This is a genomic window from Erwinia sp. LJJL01, from assembly GCF_047300805.2.
In the GTDB taxonomy this organism is placed as follows: domain Bacteria; phylum Pseudomonadota; class Gammaproteobacteria; order Enterobacterales; family Enterobacteriaceae; genus Erwinia; species Erwinia aphidicola.
The window spans coordinates 2,488,670-2,503,763 of sequence record NZ_CP178576.1; the positions used below are offsets into that span (position 1 = coordinate 2,488,670).

Annotated in this window: 12 protein-coding genes; 11 read left to right on the top strand and 1 reads right to left on the bottom strand. The window is 57.0% G+C overall.

Annotated features, from left to right (window positions below; translation table 11 throughout):
- Nucleotides 1–165: 165 nt before the first annotated feature.
- From tamA to ACLI4M_RS12330, 9 genes are all read left to right on the top strand, one after another.
- Nucleotides 166–1,881, top strand: a complete 1,716-nt coding sequence (gene tamA / locus ACLI4M_RS12290) for an autotransporter assembly complex protein TamA (protein ID WP_208864920.1) — start codon at nucleotides 166–168, stop codon at nucleotides 1,879–1,881.
- Nucleotides 1,878–5,651 (top strand): autotransporter assembly complex protein TamB, encoded by a 3,774-nt coding sequence (gene tamB, locus ACLI4M_RS12295; protein ID WP_133624861.1) that lies wholly within the window; start codon nucleotides 1,878–1,880, stop codon nucleotides 5,649–5,651. Before tamA ends, tamB begins: the two co-directional genes overlap by 4 nt.
- 2 nt (nucleotides 5,652–5,653) lie before the next feature.
- A complete protein-coding gene (locus ACLI4M_RS12300; protein WP_133624860.1) occupies nucleotides 5,654–6,001 on the top strand; it encodes a gamma-glutamylcyclotransferase family protein in 348 nt (115 codons plus the stop codon).
- A 581-nt stretch (nucleotides 6,002–6,582) separates the two neighbouring features.
- Complete coding sequence (locus tag ACLI4M_RS12305) at nucleotides 6,583–7,236, top strand: DUF1120 domain-containing protein (RefSeq protein ID WP_133624859.1); 654 nt, start codon at nucleotides 6,583–6,585, stop codon at nucleotides 7,234–7,236.
- 92 nt (nucleotides 7,237–7,328) lie between these two features.
- A complete protein-coding gene (locus ACLI4M_RS12310; RefSeq protein ID WP_166643199.1) occupies nucleotides 7,329–8,033 on the top strand; it encodes a fimbria/pilus chaperone family protein in 705 nt (234 codons plus the stop codon).
- 5 nt (nucleotides 8,034–8,038) lie between these two features.
- A complete protein-coding gene (locus ACLI4M_RS12315) occupies nucleotides 8,039–10,516 on the top strand; it encodes a fimbria/pilus outer membrane usher protein (RefSeq protein ID WP_133624857.1) in 2,478 nt (825 codons plus the stop codon).
- Nucleotides 10,517–10,541: 25 nt separating this feature from the next.
- On the top strand, nucleotides 10,542–11,192 hold the full coding sequence (locus ACLI4M_RS12320; protein ID WP_166643198.1) for a DUF1120 domain-containing protein: 651 nt from the start codon (nucleotides 10,542–10,544) through the stop codon (nucleotides 11,190–11,192).
- Between the two features lie 24 nt (nucleotides 11,193–11,216).
- Nucleotides 11,217–11,945 carry a fimbria/pilus chaperone family protein gene (locus ACLI4M_RS12325; RefSeq protein ID WP_133624855.1) on the top strand — a complete coding sequence of 243 codons (729 nt, stop codon included), beginning with the start codon at nucleotides 11,217–11,219 and terminating at the stop codon, nucleotides 11,943–11,945.
- Nucleotides 11,938–12,480: a hypothetical protein gene (locus tag ACLI4M_RS12330; RefSeq protein WP_133624854.1), complete on the top strand. Its 543-nt coding sequence runs from the start codon at nucleotides 11,938–11,940 to the stop codon at nucleotides 12,478–12,480. Before ACLI4M_RS12325 ends, ACLI4M_RS12330 begins: the two co-directional genes overlap by 8 nt.
- Before the next feature lie 106 nt (nucleotides 12,481–12,586).
- Here ACLI4M_RS12330 and ppa read toward each other — a convergent pair whose 3' ends face one another.
- Nucleotides 12,587–13,114 (bottom strand): inorganic diphosphatase, encoded by a 528-nt coding sequence (ppa, locus tag ACLI4M_RS12335; RefSeq protein WP_048917376.1) that lies wholly within the window; start codon nucleotides 13,112–13,114, stop codon nucleotides 12,587–12,589.
- A 467-nt stretch (nucleotides 13,115–13,581) separates the two neighbouring features.
- Here ppa and ACLI4M_RS12340 point away from each other — a divergent pair, with 467 nt between their 5' ends.
- Entirely contained in the window at nucleotides 13,582–14,250 is a 669-nt protein-coding gene (locus tag ACLI4M_RS12340; protein ID WP_133624853.1) for a DUF1120 domain-containing protein, read from the top strand.
- A gap of 29 nt (nucleotides 14,251–14,279) precedes the next feature.
- On the top strand, nucleotides 14,280–14,948 hold the full coding sequence (locus ACLI4M_RS12345; RefSeq protein WP_133624852.1) for a DUF1120 domain-containing protein: 669 nt from the start codon (nucleotides 14,280–14,282) through the stop codon (nucleotides 14,946–14,948).
- The last annotated feature ends 146 nt before the right edge of the window (nucleotides 14,949–15,094 follow it).

Here is a 15,094-nt window from a genome sequence, read left to right on the forward strand (position 1 = left end):
AAAATTTGTCTTAGGTTTAGATGCTACTTAGCAACAGTGATTGATGCAGGGCTGAAAGCTGTTGCAGCGGAATGGTCGCATAATGGGTTTATCAGGTTAAGCCCGGTGGATTGCGGGCTGGCAATAACAACGGGAGTAAGCGTGCCAAGAGTTTATGTGGTTTGCATGTCTTGCCTGCTGATCGTTGCGCCTGCCGTAGAGGCAGCGAACGTTCGTTTGCAGGTGACAGGGTTATCAGGGGAGTTACAGAAGAACGTCAGGGCGCGTTTATCCACCATCACTAATGATGAAGTGACCTCCGATGGCCGCTTCCGCTCGCGGGTGAGCGAAGCGGTGAAAGAGGGCCTGAAGGCGCTGGGATACTACGAACCTCAGATCGACTTCGAACTGCAACCTCCTCCTCCTGGCGGAAAGCGTCCGCTGCTGCTGGCAAAAGTCACCCCTGGTGAGCCGGTAAAACTGGCGGGAGAAACCGTGATCCTGCGCGGCGGCGCGCGCACAGATGAAGACTATCAAAAGCTGGTGAAAAGCGGAAAACCGCCGCTGGGGACGGTGCTCAACCACAGCGACTATGAAAAATTCAAAAGCTCGCTGAGCAATCTGGCGCTGCGCAAAGGCTACTTTGACGGCGACTACCGTAAAAGCCAGCTGGGGGTATCGGTAGAGCGGCGTGAAGCCTTCTGGGACCTCGACTATGACAGCGGCCAGCGCTATCGCTTTGGCGACGTCAGCTTCTCCGGTTCGCAAATCCGCGAAGACTATCTGCAAAACCTGGTGCCGTTTAAACAAGGCGATTACTACAACTCCCGCGACCTGGCTGAACTGAATCGCCGCCTGTCGGCGACCGGCTGGTTTAACTCGGTGGTGGTGGCCCCCGAGTTTGATAAGGCGCGCGACAGCAAAGTGTTGCCGCTGCATGGCGTGGTGTCGCCGCGCACCGAAAACACCATTGAGACCGGTGTAGGTTACTCGACCGACGTGGGCCCACGCGTCAAAGCAACGTGGAAAAAGCCGTGGGTCAACGATCGTGGCCACAGCTTCAGCACCAGCGCCAATATTTCTGCCCCCGAGCAGCAGCTGGACTTCAGCTATAAAATGCCGCTGCGCAAAAGCCCCCTCGAGCAGTACTACCTGCTGCAGGGCGGGTTGAAGCGCACCGATCTCAACGACACCAAAGCCGACTCCAGCACGCTGGCTGCCTCGCGCTACTGGGACAGTTCCAGCGGCTGGCAGCGGGCGATTAATCTGCGCTGGAGCCTCGACCACTTTACCCAGGGCAGCGTCACCAACACCACGATGCTGATCTATCCTGGCGTCAGCGTTAACCGCACCCGCTCGCGCGGTGGGCTGATGCCAACCTGGGGTGATTCCCAGCGCTACTCGCTGGATGTTTCCGATACCACCTGGGGCTCCGATATTGACTTCGCCGTGATGCAGGCGCAGAACGTCTGGATCCGCACGCTGGAAGATAAACACCGCTTTGTGGTGCGCGGCAACCTCGGCTGGATAGAAACCAACAACTTCAGCAAGGTCCCACCCGATCTGCGCTTCTTCGCCGGGGGCGATCGCAGCATTCGTGGCTATAAGTACAAGGGTATTTCGCCGCGCGATGACGAAGGCAAGCTGACCGGTGCCTCCAAACTGGCGACCGGCTCGCTGGAGTATCAATACAATGTGTCAGGCAAATGGTGGGGGGCGGTGTTTGTCGATTCGGGCGAAGCCGTCAACGACATCAAGCAGAGTAATTTCAAAACCGGCGCGGGCTTTGGCGTGCGCTGGCAGTCGCCGGTTGGGCCAATCAAGCTGGACATTGCCCGGCCAATTGGCGACCAGGACGATCGCGATATTCAGTTTTACATTGGACTGGGGCCTGAACTATGAAGTGGTGGAAAAAGGGCCTGATTGGCATGGTGATTTTTGTGGTCGTGCTGCTGGGCGGCGTTGCCTTTTTACTCGGCACCACCACCGGTCTGCATCTGGTGCTGAACGGCGCTGCGCGCTGGGTGCCGGGGCTCGATATCCAGCAGGTGGACGGCGGCTGGCGTAATCTCACCGTCAAAGGGCTGAAGTATGAGATGCCGGGCGTCACGGTTAACGCCGGGGAGTTCCATCTTGCGCTCAAGCTAAGCTGCCTGAAAGAGAGCGCGTTCTGCGTCAACGACCTGTCGCTGAAGGACGTCAATGTGGTGGTGGACAGCAAAAAAATGGCCCCAGCCGCCACGCCACCGGTTGAGGAAGAGAGCAGCAGCGGAGAGATCAGCACCCCCTATCCGCTCACTCTCAGCAGGCTGGCACTGCACAACATCAATCTGAAAATTGATGATACCGCCATTTCTCTCGCCGACTTCACCAGCGGAATGCACTGGCAGGAGCGCAGGCTGACGCTGACCCCAACCCATATTCAGGGGCTGCTGATCGCGCTGCCGAAAGCGGCAAAAGTCGCCAGCGAGCAGGTGGTCCAGCCAAAAGTGCAGGATCCTCAGCCGGATGAAAAGCCGCTGGGTGAAACCCTGAAGGCGATGTTTGCTAAACCGCTGCTGCCGGACCTGCCGGAATTCACCATGCCGCTGGATGTCGAGGTGCAGCAGATCCTCGGCGAGCAGCTGCGCATCACCGGCGATACCGATATTGCCGTCAACCGCCTGCTGCTGAAGGCGAAGAGCGAAAACAGCCTACTGCAGCTGCAAACCCTCGACGTTGACTCGCCGCAGGGGCAGCTTAACGCGCAGGGGCAGGCTACGCTGAGCGGCAGCTGGCCGGTCAGCTTCAACCTTTACAGCGCGCTGAATATCGACCCGATCAAGGGCGAAAAAATCAAGATGACGCTGGACGGCGGGCTGCGCGATACCCTGAAGCTGGCGCTGAATCTCTCCGGCCCGGTGCGCGCCCAGCTGGATGCGGATACGCAGCTGGCGGAAATCGGCCTGCCGCTGAATATGACGCTGCAAAGCCCGCAGCTGCGCTGGCCGCTGGACGGCGCGGCGCAGTATCAGGCGGATAACCTCAACTTCACCTTCAAAGGCAAAGCCACCGATTACGTGATGTCGCTGAAGGCGGCGTTGCAGGGCCAGGGCATTCCTCCTGCCACCCTGACGCTGGACGGTAAAGGCAACGTTGAGCAGTTTGCGCTGGATAAGCTGCGGCTGGCGGCGCTACAGGGCAATGCTGACCTGAGCGCGCTGGTGGACTGGAGTAAGGCGGTCAGCTGGCACAGCGAACTGCTGCTGAGCGGCATCAACACCGCGAAGCAGTACCCGGACTGGCCAGCGAAGCTGGACGGAAAAATCACCACGCGCGGCAGCCTGTACGGCGGCAGCTGGCAGATGCGCGTGCCGGTGCTGAAGCTGAAAGGCAACGTCAGGAACAACGCGGTCAGCGCCGACGGATCGCTGTACGGCAACAGCTACAACCAGTGGGATATTCCCGGCATCAAACTGGTGCTGGGGCGTAATAACGTTGATGTGAAAGGCTCACTCGGCGATAAGCTGAACCTGGATGCCAATATCGATGCGCAGCATCTCGACAATGCGCTGCCGGGGCTGGGCGGCGTAGCGAAAGGCTCTCTCCGCGCCCGTGGCGACCTGAAAACCCCACAGCTGCTGGCCGACCTTACCGCCAGCGGGCTGCGCTGGCAGGCGATGCGCATTGGCCGCATCAAGCTGGATGGCGACGTCAGCTCCGGCGAGCAGGTGCAGGGCAAACTGGCGCTGCGCGTCGAGCAGCTGAAGCAGGATGCGCTGGCGGTGGATCTGCTGACCCTTGATGCCAGCGGCACGGAGAAGCAGCATCAGCTCAAGCTCAATCTCAAAGGTGAACCGGTTTCCGGCCAGCTGGCGCTGAACGGCAGCTTTGACCGCGCCACCCAGCGCTGGCAGGGCAATCTCAACAACACCCGCTTTGATACCCCGGTTGGCGAGTTGCGCTTAACCCGCGCTATCGCGCTCGACTATCTCAACAGCGCCCAGACGGTGAAGATTGGCCCACACTGCTGGCAGAACCCGAACGCCGAGCTGTGCGTGCCGCAGACGGTGGAAGCGGGCCCTTCCGGCAACGCGCGCGTGGTGCTGAATCGCTTTGACCTGGCGATGATCAAACCGTTTATGCCGGAAGCCACCCAGCTGCGCGGCGTGTTCAACGGCGATGCCGATGTCTCGTGGACTGCCGATGGCGCACTGCCGACCGGGCGCATCGCGCTGAAGGGCAGCGGGGTGAAAGTGGAGCAGGATGTGCAGGGCAACACGCTGCCGGTCGCCTTCGACACGCTGAACCTTAACGCGGCGCTGAAAAATGGCCGCGCGCAGCTCGACTGGCTGATCCGCATCGCGGGTAACGGCCAGCTTGACGGTAACGTGCAGATTGCCGACCCGCAGGGCAAGCGCACGCTCTCCGGCAATATCAATATTGCCAATTTGTCGCTGGCGATGCTCAACCCGGCGCTGATGCAGGGCGAGAAAATCGCCGGGGTGCTGAGCAGCAACCTGCGCCTTGGCGGCAATCTGCAGAAACCGCAGGTGTTCGGCCAGCTGGGGCTGCGCAATGTCGATGTCGACGGCAGCTTTATGCCGGTTGACCTGACGGCAGCCAATCTGAATATGGTGTTCAACGGCATGAGTTCGACGCTGGAGGGGCTGATCCAGACCTCACAAGGGCAGATAGCGCTGAACGGTGACGCCGACTGGAGCCAGCTGGATGCCTGGCGTGCGCGCGTGGCGGCCAAGGGCGATAAAGTGCGCGTCACCGTGCCGCCGATGGTGCGTATGGACGTGTCGCCGGACCTGGTGTTTGAAGCCACGCCGCAGCTGTTTAATCTCGATGGCCGCGTCGACATCCCGTGGGCGCGCATTACGGTGCAGGAGGTGCCGGAGAGCGCGGTTGGCGTCTCCTCCGACGAAGTGCTGCTGGATAAAGACCTCAAGCCGATTGCGCCGAAGTCCACCGCCATCCCGATCAACAGCAATCTGATCATCCACGTCGGTAACGATGTGCGCCTCAGCGCCTTTGGCCTGAAAGCGAAGCTCAACGGCGATCTTAAGCTGGTGCAGGATAAACGTGGCCTCGGGCTGAACGGGCAGATCAACATTCCGTCCGGCCGCTTCCACGCCTACGGGCAGGACCTGCTGGTGCGCAAGGGCGAGCTGCAGTTCTCCGGCCCGCCGGACCAGCCTTACATCAATATGGAAGCGATCCGTAACCCGGAAGCCACCGAGGATGATGTCACCGCCGGGGTGCGCGTCACCGGGCTGGCGGATGAACCCAAGGTTGAGATCTTCTCCGACCCGGCGAAATCCCAGCAGGAGGCACTCTCCTATCTGCTGCGCGGCCAGGGTTTAGGCGCCTCCGGCAGCGACAGTGACGCATTAACTTCAGCGCTGGTCGGATTGGGGGTTGCACAAAGTGGTCAGGTTGTGGGTAAAATCGGGGAGACCTTCGGCGTCAGCAACCTGGCGCTGGATACTGCAGGGGTTGGCGACAGCCAGCAGGTGCAGGTCAGCGGCTATGTGCTGCCGGGTCTACAGGTAAAATACGGTGTTGGCATATTTGATTCACTGGCGACGTTAACGCTGCGTTACCGCCTGATGCCCAAACTCTATTTGGAAGCGGTGTCTGGTATCGACCAGGCGCTGGACGTGCTCTATCAGTTTGAGTTTTAGCAATGCGAATAATCGTTTATGGCAGCCTGCGGCGCAAGCAGGGCAACAGTCACTGGATGACCAACGGGCAGTGGCTGGGCGATCATCAGATCGACGGCTACGAACTCTATAACCTCGGGCTCTACCCGGGCGTGGTTCACGGTGAAGGTCAGGTCTACTGCGAAGTCTACCGCATCGACGCCTCCACGCTGGGCGAGCTGGATGCGTTGAGAACCAAAGGCGGAGAGTATAAGCGGGAACTGGTGCCAACGCCGTATGGCAGCGCCTGGCTCTATGTGTATCAGCGTTCCGTCTCCGGCAGGCAGCATATCGCCAGCGGCGACTGGCTGCGGCGCGATGCGGCTGAATAACCCCCCATAAAACACCGCTTTCGAGCGGTGTTTTTTTTGCCTGTTATCTGAGCCTCAGTCTATCCACTGAAACTGGGTTAGAAATCAGTGGGAAATATGATTGTTCTGTTGCTGTTTTACAGGGGATATAAACTGTGGGGCAGTAGGGCAGATATCAATCATATCGCCTTACTAATGATAAGACATTATTGCGATATTAAATGCTAATTAAAAAGCTTTTTTTTGCAGTATTTATTATTTTGGCGGCTGTAGCTAAGTGGTCTGTAGATTTATTAAGTTCGCATGTTATTATACGCCCCGATTAACTTAGCAGGTGTTATTTAACCTTATTTGGAAGTCGCATTCCCATTAACTTCCTTAAATAAGGGGGCTTTTGGTAAATGAAACACCTTAAATATATTTATGATCTTTTACAGGATTAATGTGTATTAAAGGTGTTCTGTTTCTGTTTTTTTGGAAAGGAATGCACCCGATGGTCAGCGCTAAGCGGCGGCTGTTGCTGAGCGGCTGATTATTTCCAGACCGATACTGCCGCAGTATCTGCGAGTGGTCAGGTCACTACAAAATAAAGGACTATTGCAATGAAAAAAATAACCGTACTTGCCGCATCAATCCTCTGCGTTATCGCTTCTGGCCAGGCTATGGCTAGCTCATCGGCAAATCTGCAGGTGACCGGCAAGCTTGTGCCGTCTGCCTGCGACGTAACCGTGGGCGGTGGTGGGCAGGGTATCGTCTTTGGTGATATTGATGTCGCTAAGCTTAACAAAGATAAACCTACCGAGTTGAAAGATATCGCGAAGAAAATTGCCATCACGGTGACCTGCCCGGAAGCAGCCTTTACCGGTATCAAATTCTCCGATATGGCTACGGCTAACAAGGACAGCACTGCTTTCTCACTCGGTTATAAAAACGACGCAGAGCTGGGAACTTTCAAGCTGGTATTTGATCCTAAAGAAAGTAACATCGACGGCAAGCCTGCCGATGCCATGTACTGGCGTGATAAGAATGGCCACTTCATGGGAGGCGGTGGGGCTTCAGAGACTACTATGCCAAATAGCACCGTGCTTACCACGGCAGGTTTTGATATTAGTTCGTCGCAAGGTAGTCGTACTTTGGCGAAAGTTAAGCGTTTCGGTCTGTCCGTTATTCCAACCATTAATGCCCTTAGCTCAATTGGCAGTGTGCAGGAAGCCGAACTTACTGGTATCGCAACGGTTGATATCATCTACTTATAATTAATCATGCCACCGGAACAACAGTTCAGCTCAGGCTGGTAGCGGTTGCGCCGGTGGCTGTATTACCCGATTAAGCATCAAGGATGATTGTTATGCTCAAGCTTTTTTTTTCTCTGTTATTTTCCCTCCCGTCGCTGCTGTTTTTTCATTCTGTCTTCGCTGTGATGCAGCCGCAAAGCTCAATGATATTAATTAATGAGGAGAAGGGCGGTGGCAGTATTAATGTGACCAATACGGACGATCAGGAGGCATTGCTGTATGTCAAAGTCATCGATCTGGATGACGATAAACAGCCGCAGGTGGTGGTCACCCAGCCGGTAGTGCGTGTTGGTGCAGGGCAAACCCAGCGGGTGCGCTTTTTGCTGTCAAGCCAGCAGCCGTTAAGCGTGGAACACATAAAACGGGTGACGTTAGAAGGGCTTCCTCTGATATCTGAACCTGGAAAAAATAAGGTTAATATCAACGTTCGCCAGAACCTTCCGCTGATTATTCGTCCGCGCACGCTGGTTGCCGCAGCCGACCCGTGGAAAGCACTGGCATGGTCGGTGGGCGGTGAAAAAATGACGGTCCACAACGCCACGGCTTATGTCATCAGGCTTGGACAAGACATTACGCTGATTCCCAGCGGGCAAAAAGCCAAAATAACGAAAAGCTACCTGCTGCCGGGCGAGACGTTGGCTGTGGCGGTATCGGATGCCAGAGCCCTGGCCAATGTGAGCAAGGTGCGCTTTGAGACCCTTTCGCAGTACGGGTTTGATACCGGCAAAGTAGACATGCCTGTCAGTCACGGCAGCTGATTATCATGTCTTCCCGTTGTCTGAGGCCGGCACCACTCTGCGTTCTGGCGCTGCTGGCGCTGCCGGCAGAAGTCCTGAGCGATGTCGCGCTGCCGCCGTTAAATAAAACACCGCTGGCGCTGGGTAAGCAGTGTGAGCCGGACGAATCCCAAAGTGCTGCCGCAGACAAGGAGTCGCTGGCGGTAAAATTACTGAAAGCGCGCGGAATTGACCCCGCTCAGCTCAGCATACTGGAGAACAGCGCGCGCTTTCCTGCTGGCGTCAATGTCCTCGATCTCAGCGTCAACGGTGAGTTTAAAGGCACCTTCAGCGTCACGGTGAGTGCCGAAGGGGATCTCTGTTTTACCCCGCAGCTGATCGCGCAGCTGGGGTTAAAACCTGCGGAAAAAATGCCGCCGCAGGGCTGCTTTGCCTGGGTAAAGCGCGACCCGCATATCACCACCCGCTCCGATCCCGCCACGCTGTCAGCCAGTATTGTGGTACCGCAAAGCTGGTTGGCCCCTGCTGAGCGGGCGAACAGCAGCGAAACCGGGGGCGCCGGGGCGCTGCTTAACTACAGCTACTTTAATACCCTCAACGTCAGCCGCAACGCCCGCAGCCGCTACAGCTATCTGACGCTGGAAGATGGCCTCAATCTCGGCGGCTGGATGGTGCGCAGCTATCAGCAGCTGAGCCAGAGTAATGGGGTAAACAGTGCCAGCGTCAGCTCTCTCTATGCTGAGCGCGCCCTTGCCCGCTGGCAGCAGCGGCTGCAGTTTGGTCAGATTAGCGTCAGCGATACGCTGTTTGCCGTCGGCGACATTAATGGGGTACAGCTGATCCCTGATAATGGCTTCGAACAGCAGGAGGAGAGCGGCGTCATGGTAGAGGGCATTGCCAGTACGCCGCAGGCGCGCGTCGAGGTGCGTCAGTATGGTGTGGTCATTTATAACACCCTGGTGCCGGCTGGCCCGTTTCACCTGCGTAATATTCCGCTGACCAACCGCAACAGCGATCTTGAGGTCAGCGTGCTGGAAACCGACGGTCGGCAGCAGCACTTCAGCGTGCCCGCCAGTCAGCTGATGGCGTTTAGCAGCGCTGCGCCACGCGGATTTTCGCTGGCGCTGGGTAAACTGCGTGACGCAGGCAGTCAGAATCATGAAGTGCCAGCTATTTTCACCCTGAATAAGAGCTGGCAGCCGACGTCGCGTCTCTCGGCACAAAACGGCATCATGCTGGCGAAAAAGTACCAGTCGCTGGCAATGGCGGTCAGCGGCCAGCTGCTGCAGGGTTTTCAGCTGGCGGCGCAGATCATGGCGACCAACGACAGCTACAGCAAGGTGCGCAGCGGCCGGCTCTCATTGTCAGCCAGCTATCGGCTCTCCGCTCTGCTGTCGCTCAGCGGCAGCGTGAGTAAGAACACGCCGAACTATTTAACACTCAGTGAAGCCAGCAGCCGCTGGCGCAACGGCGTCCGCGACCTGGAAAACACCCAGTACTCGCTGTCGGCCAACCTGTCGCTACCGGTGTTGGGGAGTGTTTCCCTCAGCCACTCTGAAAGCACCAGCTTTGGCACCGGGCGTGGTGCCACGCGTTACAACATGCTGAGCTGGAGTCGAAATATCAACAGGGCGCTGCTGTCGGCCAGCTATGCGCGCAGCAGCGGCGGCTCTGGCGATAAACAGCTGTCGGTTAACCTGACGCTGCCGCTGGGGCAGCAGCAGATCAGCAGTTATTACCGCAGCAGTGCCAGGTCCAGCCAGCTGGGTGCCCGGACGCAGGGGGCGCTTAACAATAATATGAGCTACGCGCTGTCAACCGAACGCGATCTGCAGCAGCGCACGCAGTCGGTGCAGGGCGGGGTTAATGCCAACCTGCACTACACCATGATGGGGTTCACCACCCAGCAGAGCGGCGGGGGATCCCGCAGTTACTCCCAGAGCGGCAGCGGGAGTATGGCACTGATCGACCGCCATCTGCTGTTCTCGTCTAATCCGGTCGGCCAGACCTTTGGCCTGATTGCGCTGAATGAACCGCTGGCCAACGTTGAGATAAGCACCCCCGGCGGCACCAGCTGGACCGACTGGCGCGGGCTGGCGCTGGCGCCCAACCTGCAGGCATGGAGAGAGAGCGGGCTGGATTTGAACACCGAAACGCTGCCGAAGCGCAGCGATGTCAGCAACGGCCACCGTAGCGTCAACCTGGCGCGCGGGGCGGTCAAACGCATCAACTTCTCCGTGCTGACCACGCGCCGGCTGCTGCTGACGCTGCAGCTCAGCGATGGAAAACCGCTGCCGCGCGGCAGCATGGTGAGAGATGAAAACAATAAGCTGTTAACCATGGCGATTGATGACGGCACCGTTTATCTCGAAAATTCGCCGGAAAAAGCCACGCTGCATATCGAAATAGCCGATAAACAGCAGCAGTGCAGCTTCTCCTATCAGCTTGAAGACGATAAGTCGCAGGATGCGCCTTTCCAGAAAATCAGCGGCGTCTGCGTCTGAATACCATCAACCAGGGAGGAACAGCATGAAAATAGTGACCCGCACTTTACTGCTCAGCACGCTGATTACCGCTTCAACCGCGCACGCCGATACGCAGCTCACGCTGCAGGTAAAAGGGGCTATCTCGCCGCCCTCTTGCGATCTCACCATTGACCAGCAGGGGGTGCTTGACTGGCAGCAGATAAACAGCGCGTCGCTGTCGGGCACCCATGCCACCACGCTGCCTGAGCGCACCACCCATCTTAACGTCAGCTGTGAAACCGCTACCCTGTTCGCGCTGCGCGCTAAGGATATTGCCGCCAGAGCGGCAGACGCAGGCAGCGGCGATGCGACCCTCTTTAGCCTCGGCACCACCCGCAGGGGCCAAGCGATAGGCAGTTATACCCTTCGCAGCGCGGCCAGCAGCTGCCTGGTGGATGGGAAAAAGATGGCGGCACTGATAAGTTCCGACGACAGGGGTAAAACGTGGCAATCGGTGCAGGACGAGCTGAGCTGGACCACGCCGGGTGAGCAGCTGATCGCCTTTTCTGACGGCACTAACCCGCAGCCGCTGCCGGCGAAAACGGCGGTCTTTACGCTGCGCGTTACCCCCTCGGTGGCCGCACGGCAGGCGCTGGATTTTGACGACAGCGTCACCCTGGCGGGCAACACCACCTTCGATTTAGTCTATCTGTAGCGCAACTTACGGTAACCGCAATCCGTGAAACTCAGCCAATTCAATACGCTAATCCTCTGCCTGGCCGCTTTGCTGCGGGCGGGCGCAGCAGAAGCATCCATTATGCGCCCCGCCAGCTCGATGGTGCTGATCCAGGAGGCGGCGCAGGGCGGCAGCCTGAATGTGACTAATACCAGCGATGTGGACGCCCTGCTGTATGTGAAGGTCTACGATCTGCCGGACGATCGGGGTCCGCAGCTGCTGGTCACGCAACCGGTGACCCGGCTGGCGGCTGGGGAGACGCAGCGCGTGCGCTTTCTACTCAATACCCGCGCAGCGCTGGCGCATGAGCACCTGAAAAGAGTGATCGTCGAGGGGATCCCGCTGGTGCCGATCGCCGCGGATCGCGTGGCGGTCAATCTGCGTCAGGATCTGCCGGTGATCATCCATCCGGCCGCCCTACCCATGCTGACGGATCCGTGGAAGATGCTGCGCTGCAGGACGGTCAACGGCGATCTGCGCATCGAAAATAGCGGGCGCTACGTGGTTCGCCTGGCGCAGAGCATCACGCTGCTGCCGCAGCAGAAAACAGTGACGCTGGATAAAAGCTATCTGCTGCCCGGGGAGGTCATCACGCTGGCCGGGCAGGGAGGGGCAGAGGTGCGCCAGCTGGAAATTCAGAGCCTGTCAAAGTATGGCTATGTCGCCGGAAAGTTTCGCCTGCCCGTCAGTGGGGCAGCGCATGCGCAAACATCAGGGAGGAAGAGTGATTAAAAGAGAAATTCAGGTGCGTCGGCGCACGCTGGCTGCTGTCCTGCTGCTCTGTCCGCTGGGGGCCGCAGCGGCCTGTACTATCAGCAGCAGTACTTTACAGCTGGATTATGGTCAGCTGAATAAACGGATTATGCCAGACAGCGCCAGCCGGATTGAACTGCCGGCACGTGAAGTGCAGGTCAGCGTGGATTGCGATGCTCCCCGGGAGATGAAACTGGCGTTTAGCGGCCGCAACAGCAGCAACCCAAAGCAGTTCTCTTTTGGCCGTGATGGAAATCTCGAGGTGGCTATTTCAGCGCTGGTGCTCGACAACCATGCCAGTCAATTTACTGAACGATCGCCGTGGCTGCGTACCAGTGAAGCGCAAAATAAGAGTACGGCAAAATTATTGCCGGGCAGTCAGATTATTGTAAACCCGGCTGGGCAGCATCTCAGTTTTACCCTGAAACTGCATCCGGTATTTAGCAACAGCCTGTTTGCCGTTCAGGATGATTATTCCCCTGAGAATGCGATTACGATATCGCTTGTCGATTAAATCGCAGGGCTGCTTTATTTTAACGAGATAGTGATAAAAGCTAAAAAAAACACCGCCGCAGCGGTGTTTTTATTTAACGCGGAGGAGAGTTCATCTCCTGCACGGATTATTTTGCTGCACGTTCGAAAGAAGAAACAATTTCAGCTTTAGCTGCTGCCACACCTTCCCAACCGTCAACTTTAACCCATTTCCCTTTTTCCAGCGCTTTGTACTGCTCGAAGAAGTGGGTGATCTGGCCGCGCAGCAGTTCTGGCAGGTCGTTCACATCCTGGATGTGCTCATACTCTTTGCTCAGCTTACTGTGTGGAACGGCAACAACCTTGGCATCTTCACCCGATTCGTCGGTCATTTTCAGCACGCCAACCGGACGGCAGCGGATCACTGAACCTGGCTGCAGTGGGTAAGGGGTTGGCACCAGCACGTCTACCGGGTCACCATCCAGGGAGAGGGTGTTGTTGATGTAACCGTAGTTGCACGGGTAGAACATCGCAGTCGCCATGAAGCGGTCTACGAACAGCGCGCCAGTCTCTTTGTCGACTTCGTATTTGATCGGAGAGGCATTCGCTGGGATCTCAATCACGACGTAGATATCATCTGGCAGGTCTTTGCCCGCAGGAACGTGGTTCAGGCTCATTTCGATTCCTTTAATTAGCGTAGTTAAGTGCCAGGTATTATAGCTATCTCACCCGGCAACGCACCCCCCTTTTTCCGGCTTTCAGAATAGACCTGAGCGCGGTAGCGCCGTGTTTGCGAGAAAAAACGCTGCCGCTGATGCGCTACAGGGATTAAAAAAGCTTAAGCGCTGCCGTTTTAAGCAGATTAATCGATTAATAATCTCCATTTTGTGCAAAAAATCGCCACGCGCACCTCCCCTTCTTCTCTGACCTGCAGCTTTACTTTCTGCCCCTGCTGCAGGGGCGAGGAACAGGGGCAAATGGCGCTTTAGCCAGCATTAATGACTGCTTTTTTTCTTTTAGCGAGAGATTAATAGATTAATAAAGTGACTTACCAGGCAGGAAAACTATGATGGCTGCGAATCTTGTTGGGGTGATTGCGGTGTAATCCCGCTGCGATAGCCCCCCTCAGTTACGGACTATAACAATGACACTGAAGATAAAAACACTCTCCCGCGCTCTGGCCTTGCTCTGCACTGTGACAGTGAGTCAGGGCGTACTGGCAGGAGATAGCACCACGCTGGAAATTCGCGGAGTGATTAAACCGCCTTCGTGCAATATTGATTTTCAGGGCGGCGGCAGGCTGGACTGGGGCAAGATCCGCGCCTCAGAGTTGAACCGCGATCATCCGACCTGGCTGTCACAGAAAAAGACCAGCCTGAACGTCAGCTGTGCATCACCCACGCTCTTCTCCATCAAGTCGAAAGATGTGGCGGAGCTGGCCGGCACGCCGCTGGATGGGGTGCCCGATCCGGCGCTACAGTTCAGCCTCGGTGCCACGCGAGAAAACAAGCTGGTGGGTGTTTACCGTATCAGCACCATCCGCGAGGCATCTCAACTGAACGGTAAACCCGGTATTTTCTTCGTCAGCTCAGATGACCATGGCGCAAACTGGACCCGGACAAACACCATTGAATGGAGTAACAGCGACACCCTGAATGCCTTCAGCGACAGCGTGATGAGTGTTCCGGTCGTCGCCTCCAGCGTGATGCTGCATATCCAGGTCACCCCGGCTATCTCCCCGGCGGACGAGCTGGGCAAGCTGGAAAATATTCCGCTTAACGGCAACGCGACCTTTGACATTGTCTACCTCTGAATCAACGCCTGAATTAAAGAGTGATAAATATGAAAAAAATGACATTACCGCTGGTCGCCGCCGCTGTGCTGGGGCTGGGATCTCTCAGTGCGGCGCAGGCAGCAACCCAGGCACGCCTGCAGGTCAGGGGAATTATCGAGCCACCCGCCTGCAACGTCGCGCTGGAAGGGGGCAACGTGCTTAACTGGGGTGAAATTGATGCCTCTGAACTCAACGCCAACCGGGCGACCCAGCTGGCGAGTAAAAACGTTAATCTCAAGATTGCCTGTGAAGCCAGCGCGCTGGTGCTGGTTAAACCGGCTGATGTCGCCGAACTGGCGGGTGAAGTGAGCATTGATGGTAAAAGCGATGCCAGCTACTTCAGTCTTGGTGCGACTTCTGAGGGCAAAATGATCGGCGCCTGGACGCTGAGTGCCCAGGCAAAAAATGCCCGTGCTGATGATAAACAGGCCGCGGTGTTGCTGGAGTCGGATACCGGTGGCAGCAGCTGGAACGCCAGCAGTCAGGAAATTCACTGGAAGGCATCCGGCAATAGTCTGTATGGCATAGCGCTGGGCGGTGAAGCGTTACCGGTGGCAACCAAAGAGCTGACCATGGGTCTCTCGGCCACGCCCTATATTGCGTCAATTAACGATTTGGGGAATGCCGATGATATTACGCTCTCCGGCCTGGCAACTTTTGATGTGGTCTATCTCTGACCTGACGTTATTTCCCCTCGCTTAATAGAGGCGTAATTAACGCCTTCATAGTCTGAATTACGCAGAGAAAAATAGTTATCTTTGGCATGCCACGAACCCTGGTGGCATGTCCTTTTTCTCTATGTGTTATTTTTAACGGAAAGTTT

Coding starts and splice junctions, on each gene's coding strand:
- ACLI4M_RS12305 (WP_133624859.1), top strand. CDS start 6,583: ATGAAAAAAATAACCGTACTTGCCGCATCAATCCTCTGCGTTATCGCT.
- ACLI4M_RS12300 (WP_133624860.1), top strand. CDS start 5,654: ATGCGAATAATCGTTTATGGCAGCCTGCGGCGCAAGCAGGGCAACAGT.
- tamB (WP_133624861.1), top strand. CDS start 1,878: ATGAAGTGGTGGAAAAAGGGCCTGATTGGCATGGTGATTTTTGTGGTC.
- ACLI4M_RS12320 (WP_166643198.1), top strand. CDS start 10,542: ATGAAAATAGTGACCCGCACTTTACTGCTCAGCACGCTGATTACCGCT.
- tamA (WP_208864920.1), top strand. CDS start 166: ATGTCTTGCCTGCTGATCGTTGCGCCTGCCGTAGAGGCAGCGAACGTT.
- ACLI4M_RS12310 (WP_166643199.1), top strand. CDS start 7,329: ATGCTCAAGCTTTTTTTTTCTCTGTTATTTTCCCTCCCGTCGCTGCTG.
- ACLI4M_RS12340 (WP_133624853.1), top strand. CDS start 13,582: ATGACACTGAAGATAAAAACACTCTCCCGCGCTCTGGCCTTGCTCTGC.
- ACLI4M_RS12315 (WP_133624857.1), top strand. CDS start 8,039: ATGTCTTCCCGTTGTCTGAGGCCGGCACCACTCTGCGTTCTGGCGCTG.
- ACLI4M_RS12345 (WP_133624852.1), top strand. CDS start 14,280: ATGAAAAAAATGACATTACCGCTGGTCGCCGCCGCTGTGCTGGGGCTG.
- ppa (WP_048917376.1), bottom strand. CDS start 13,114: ATGAGCCTGAACCACGTTCCTGCGGGCAAAGACCTGCCAGATGATATC.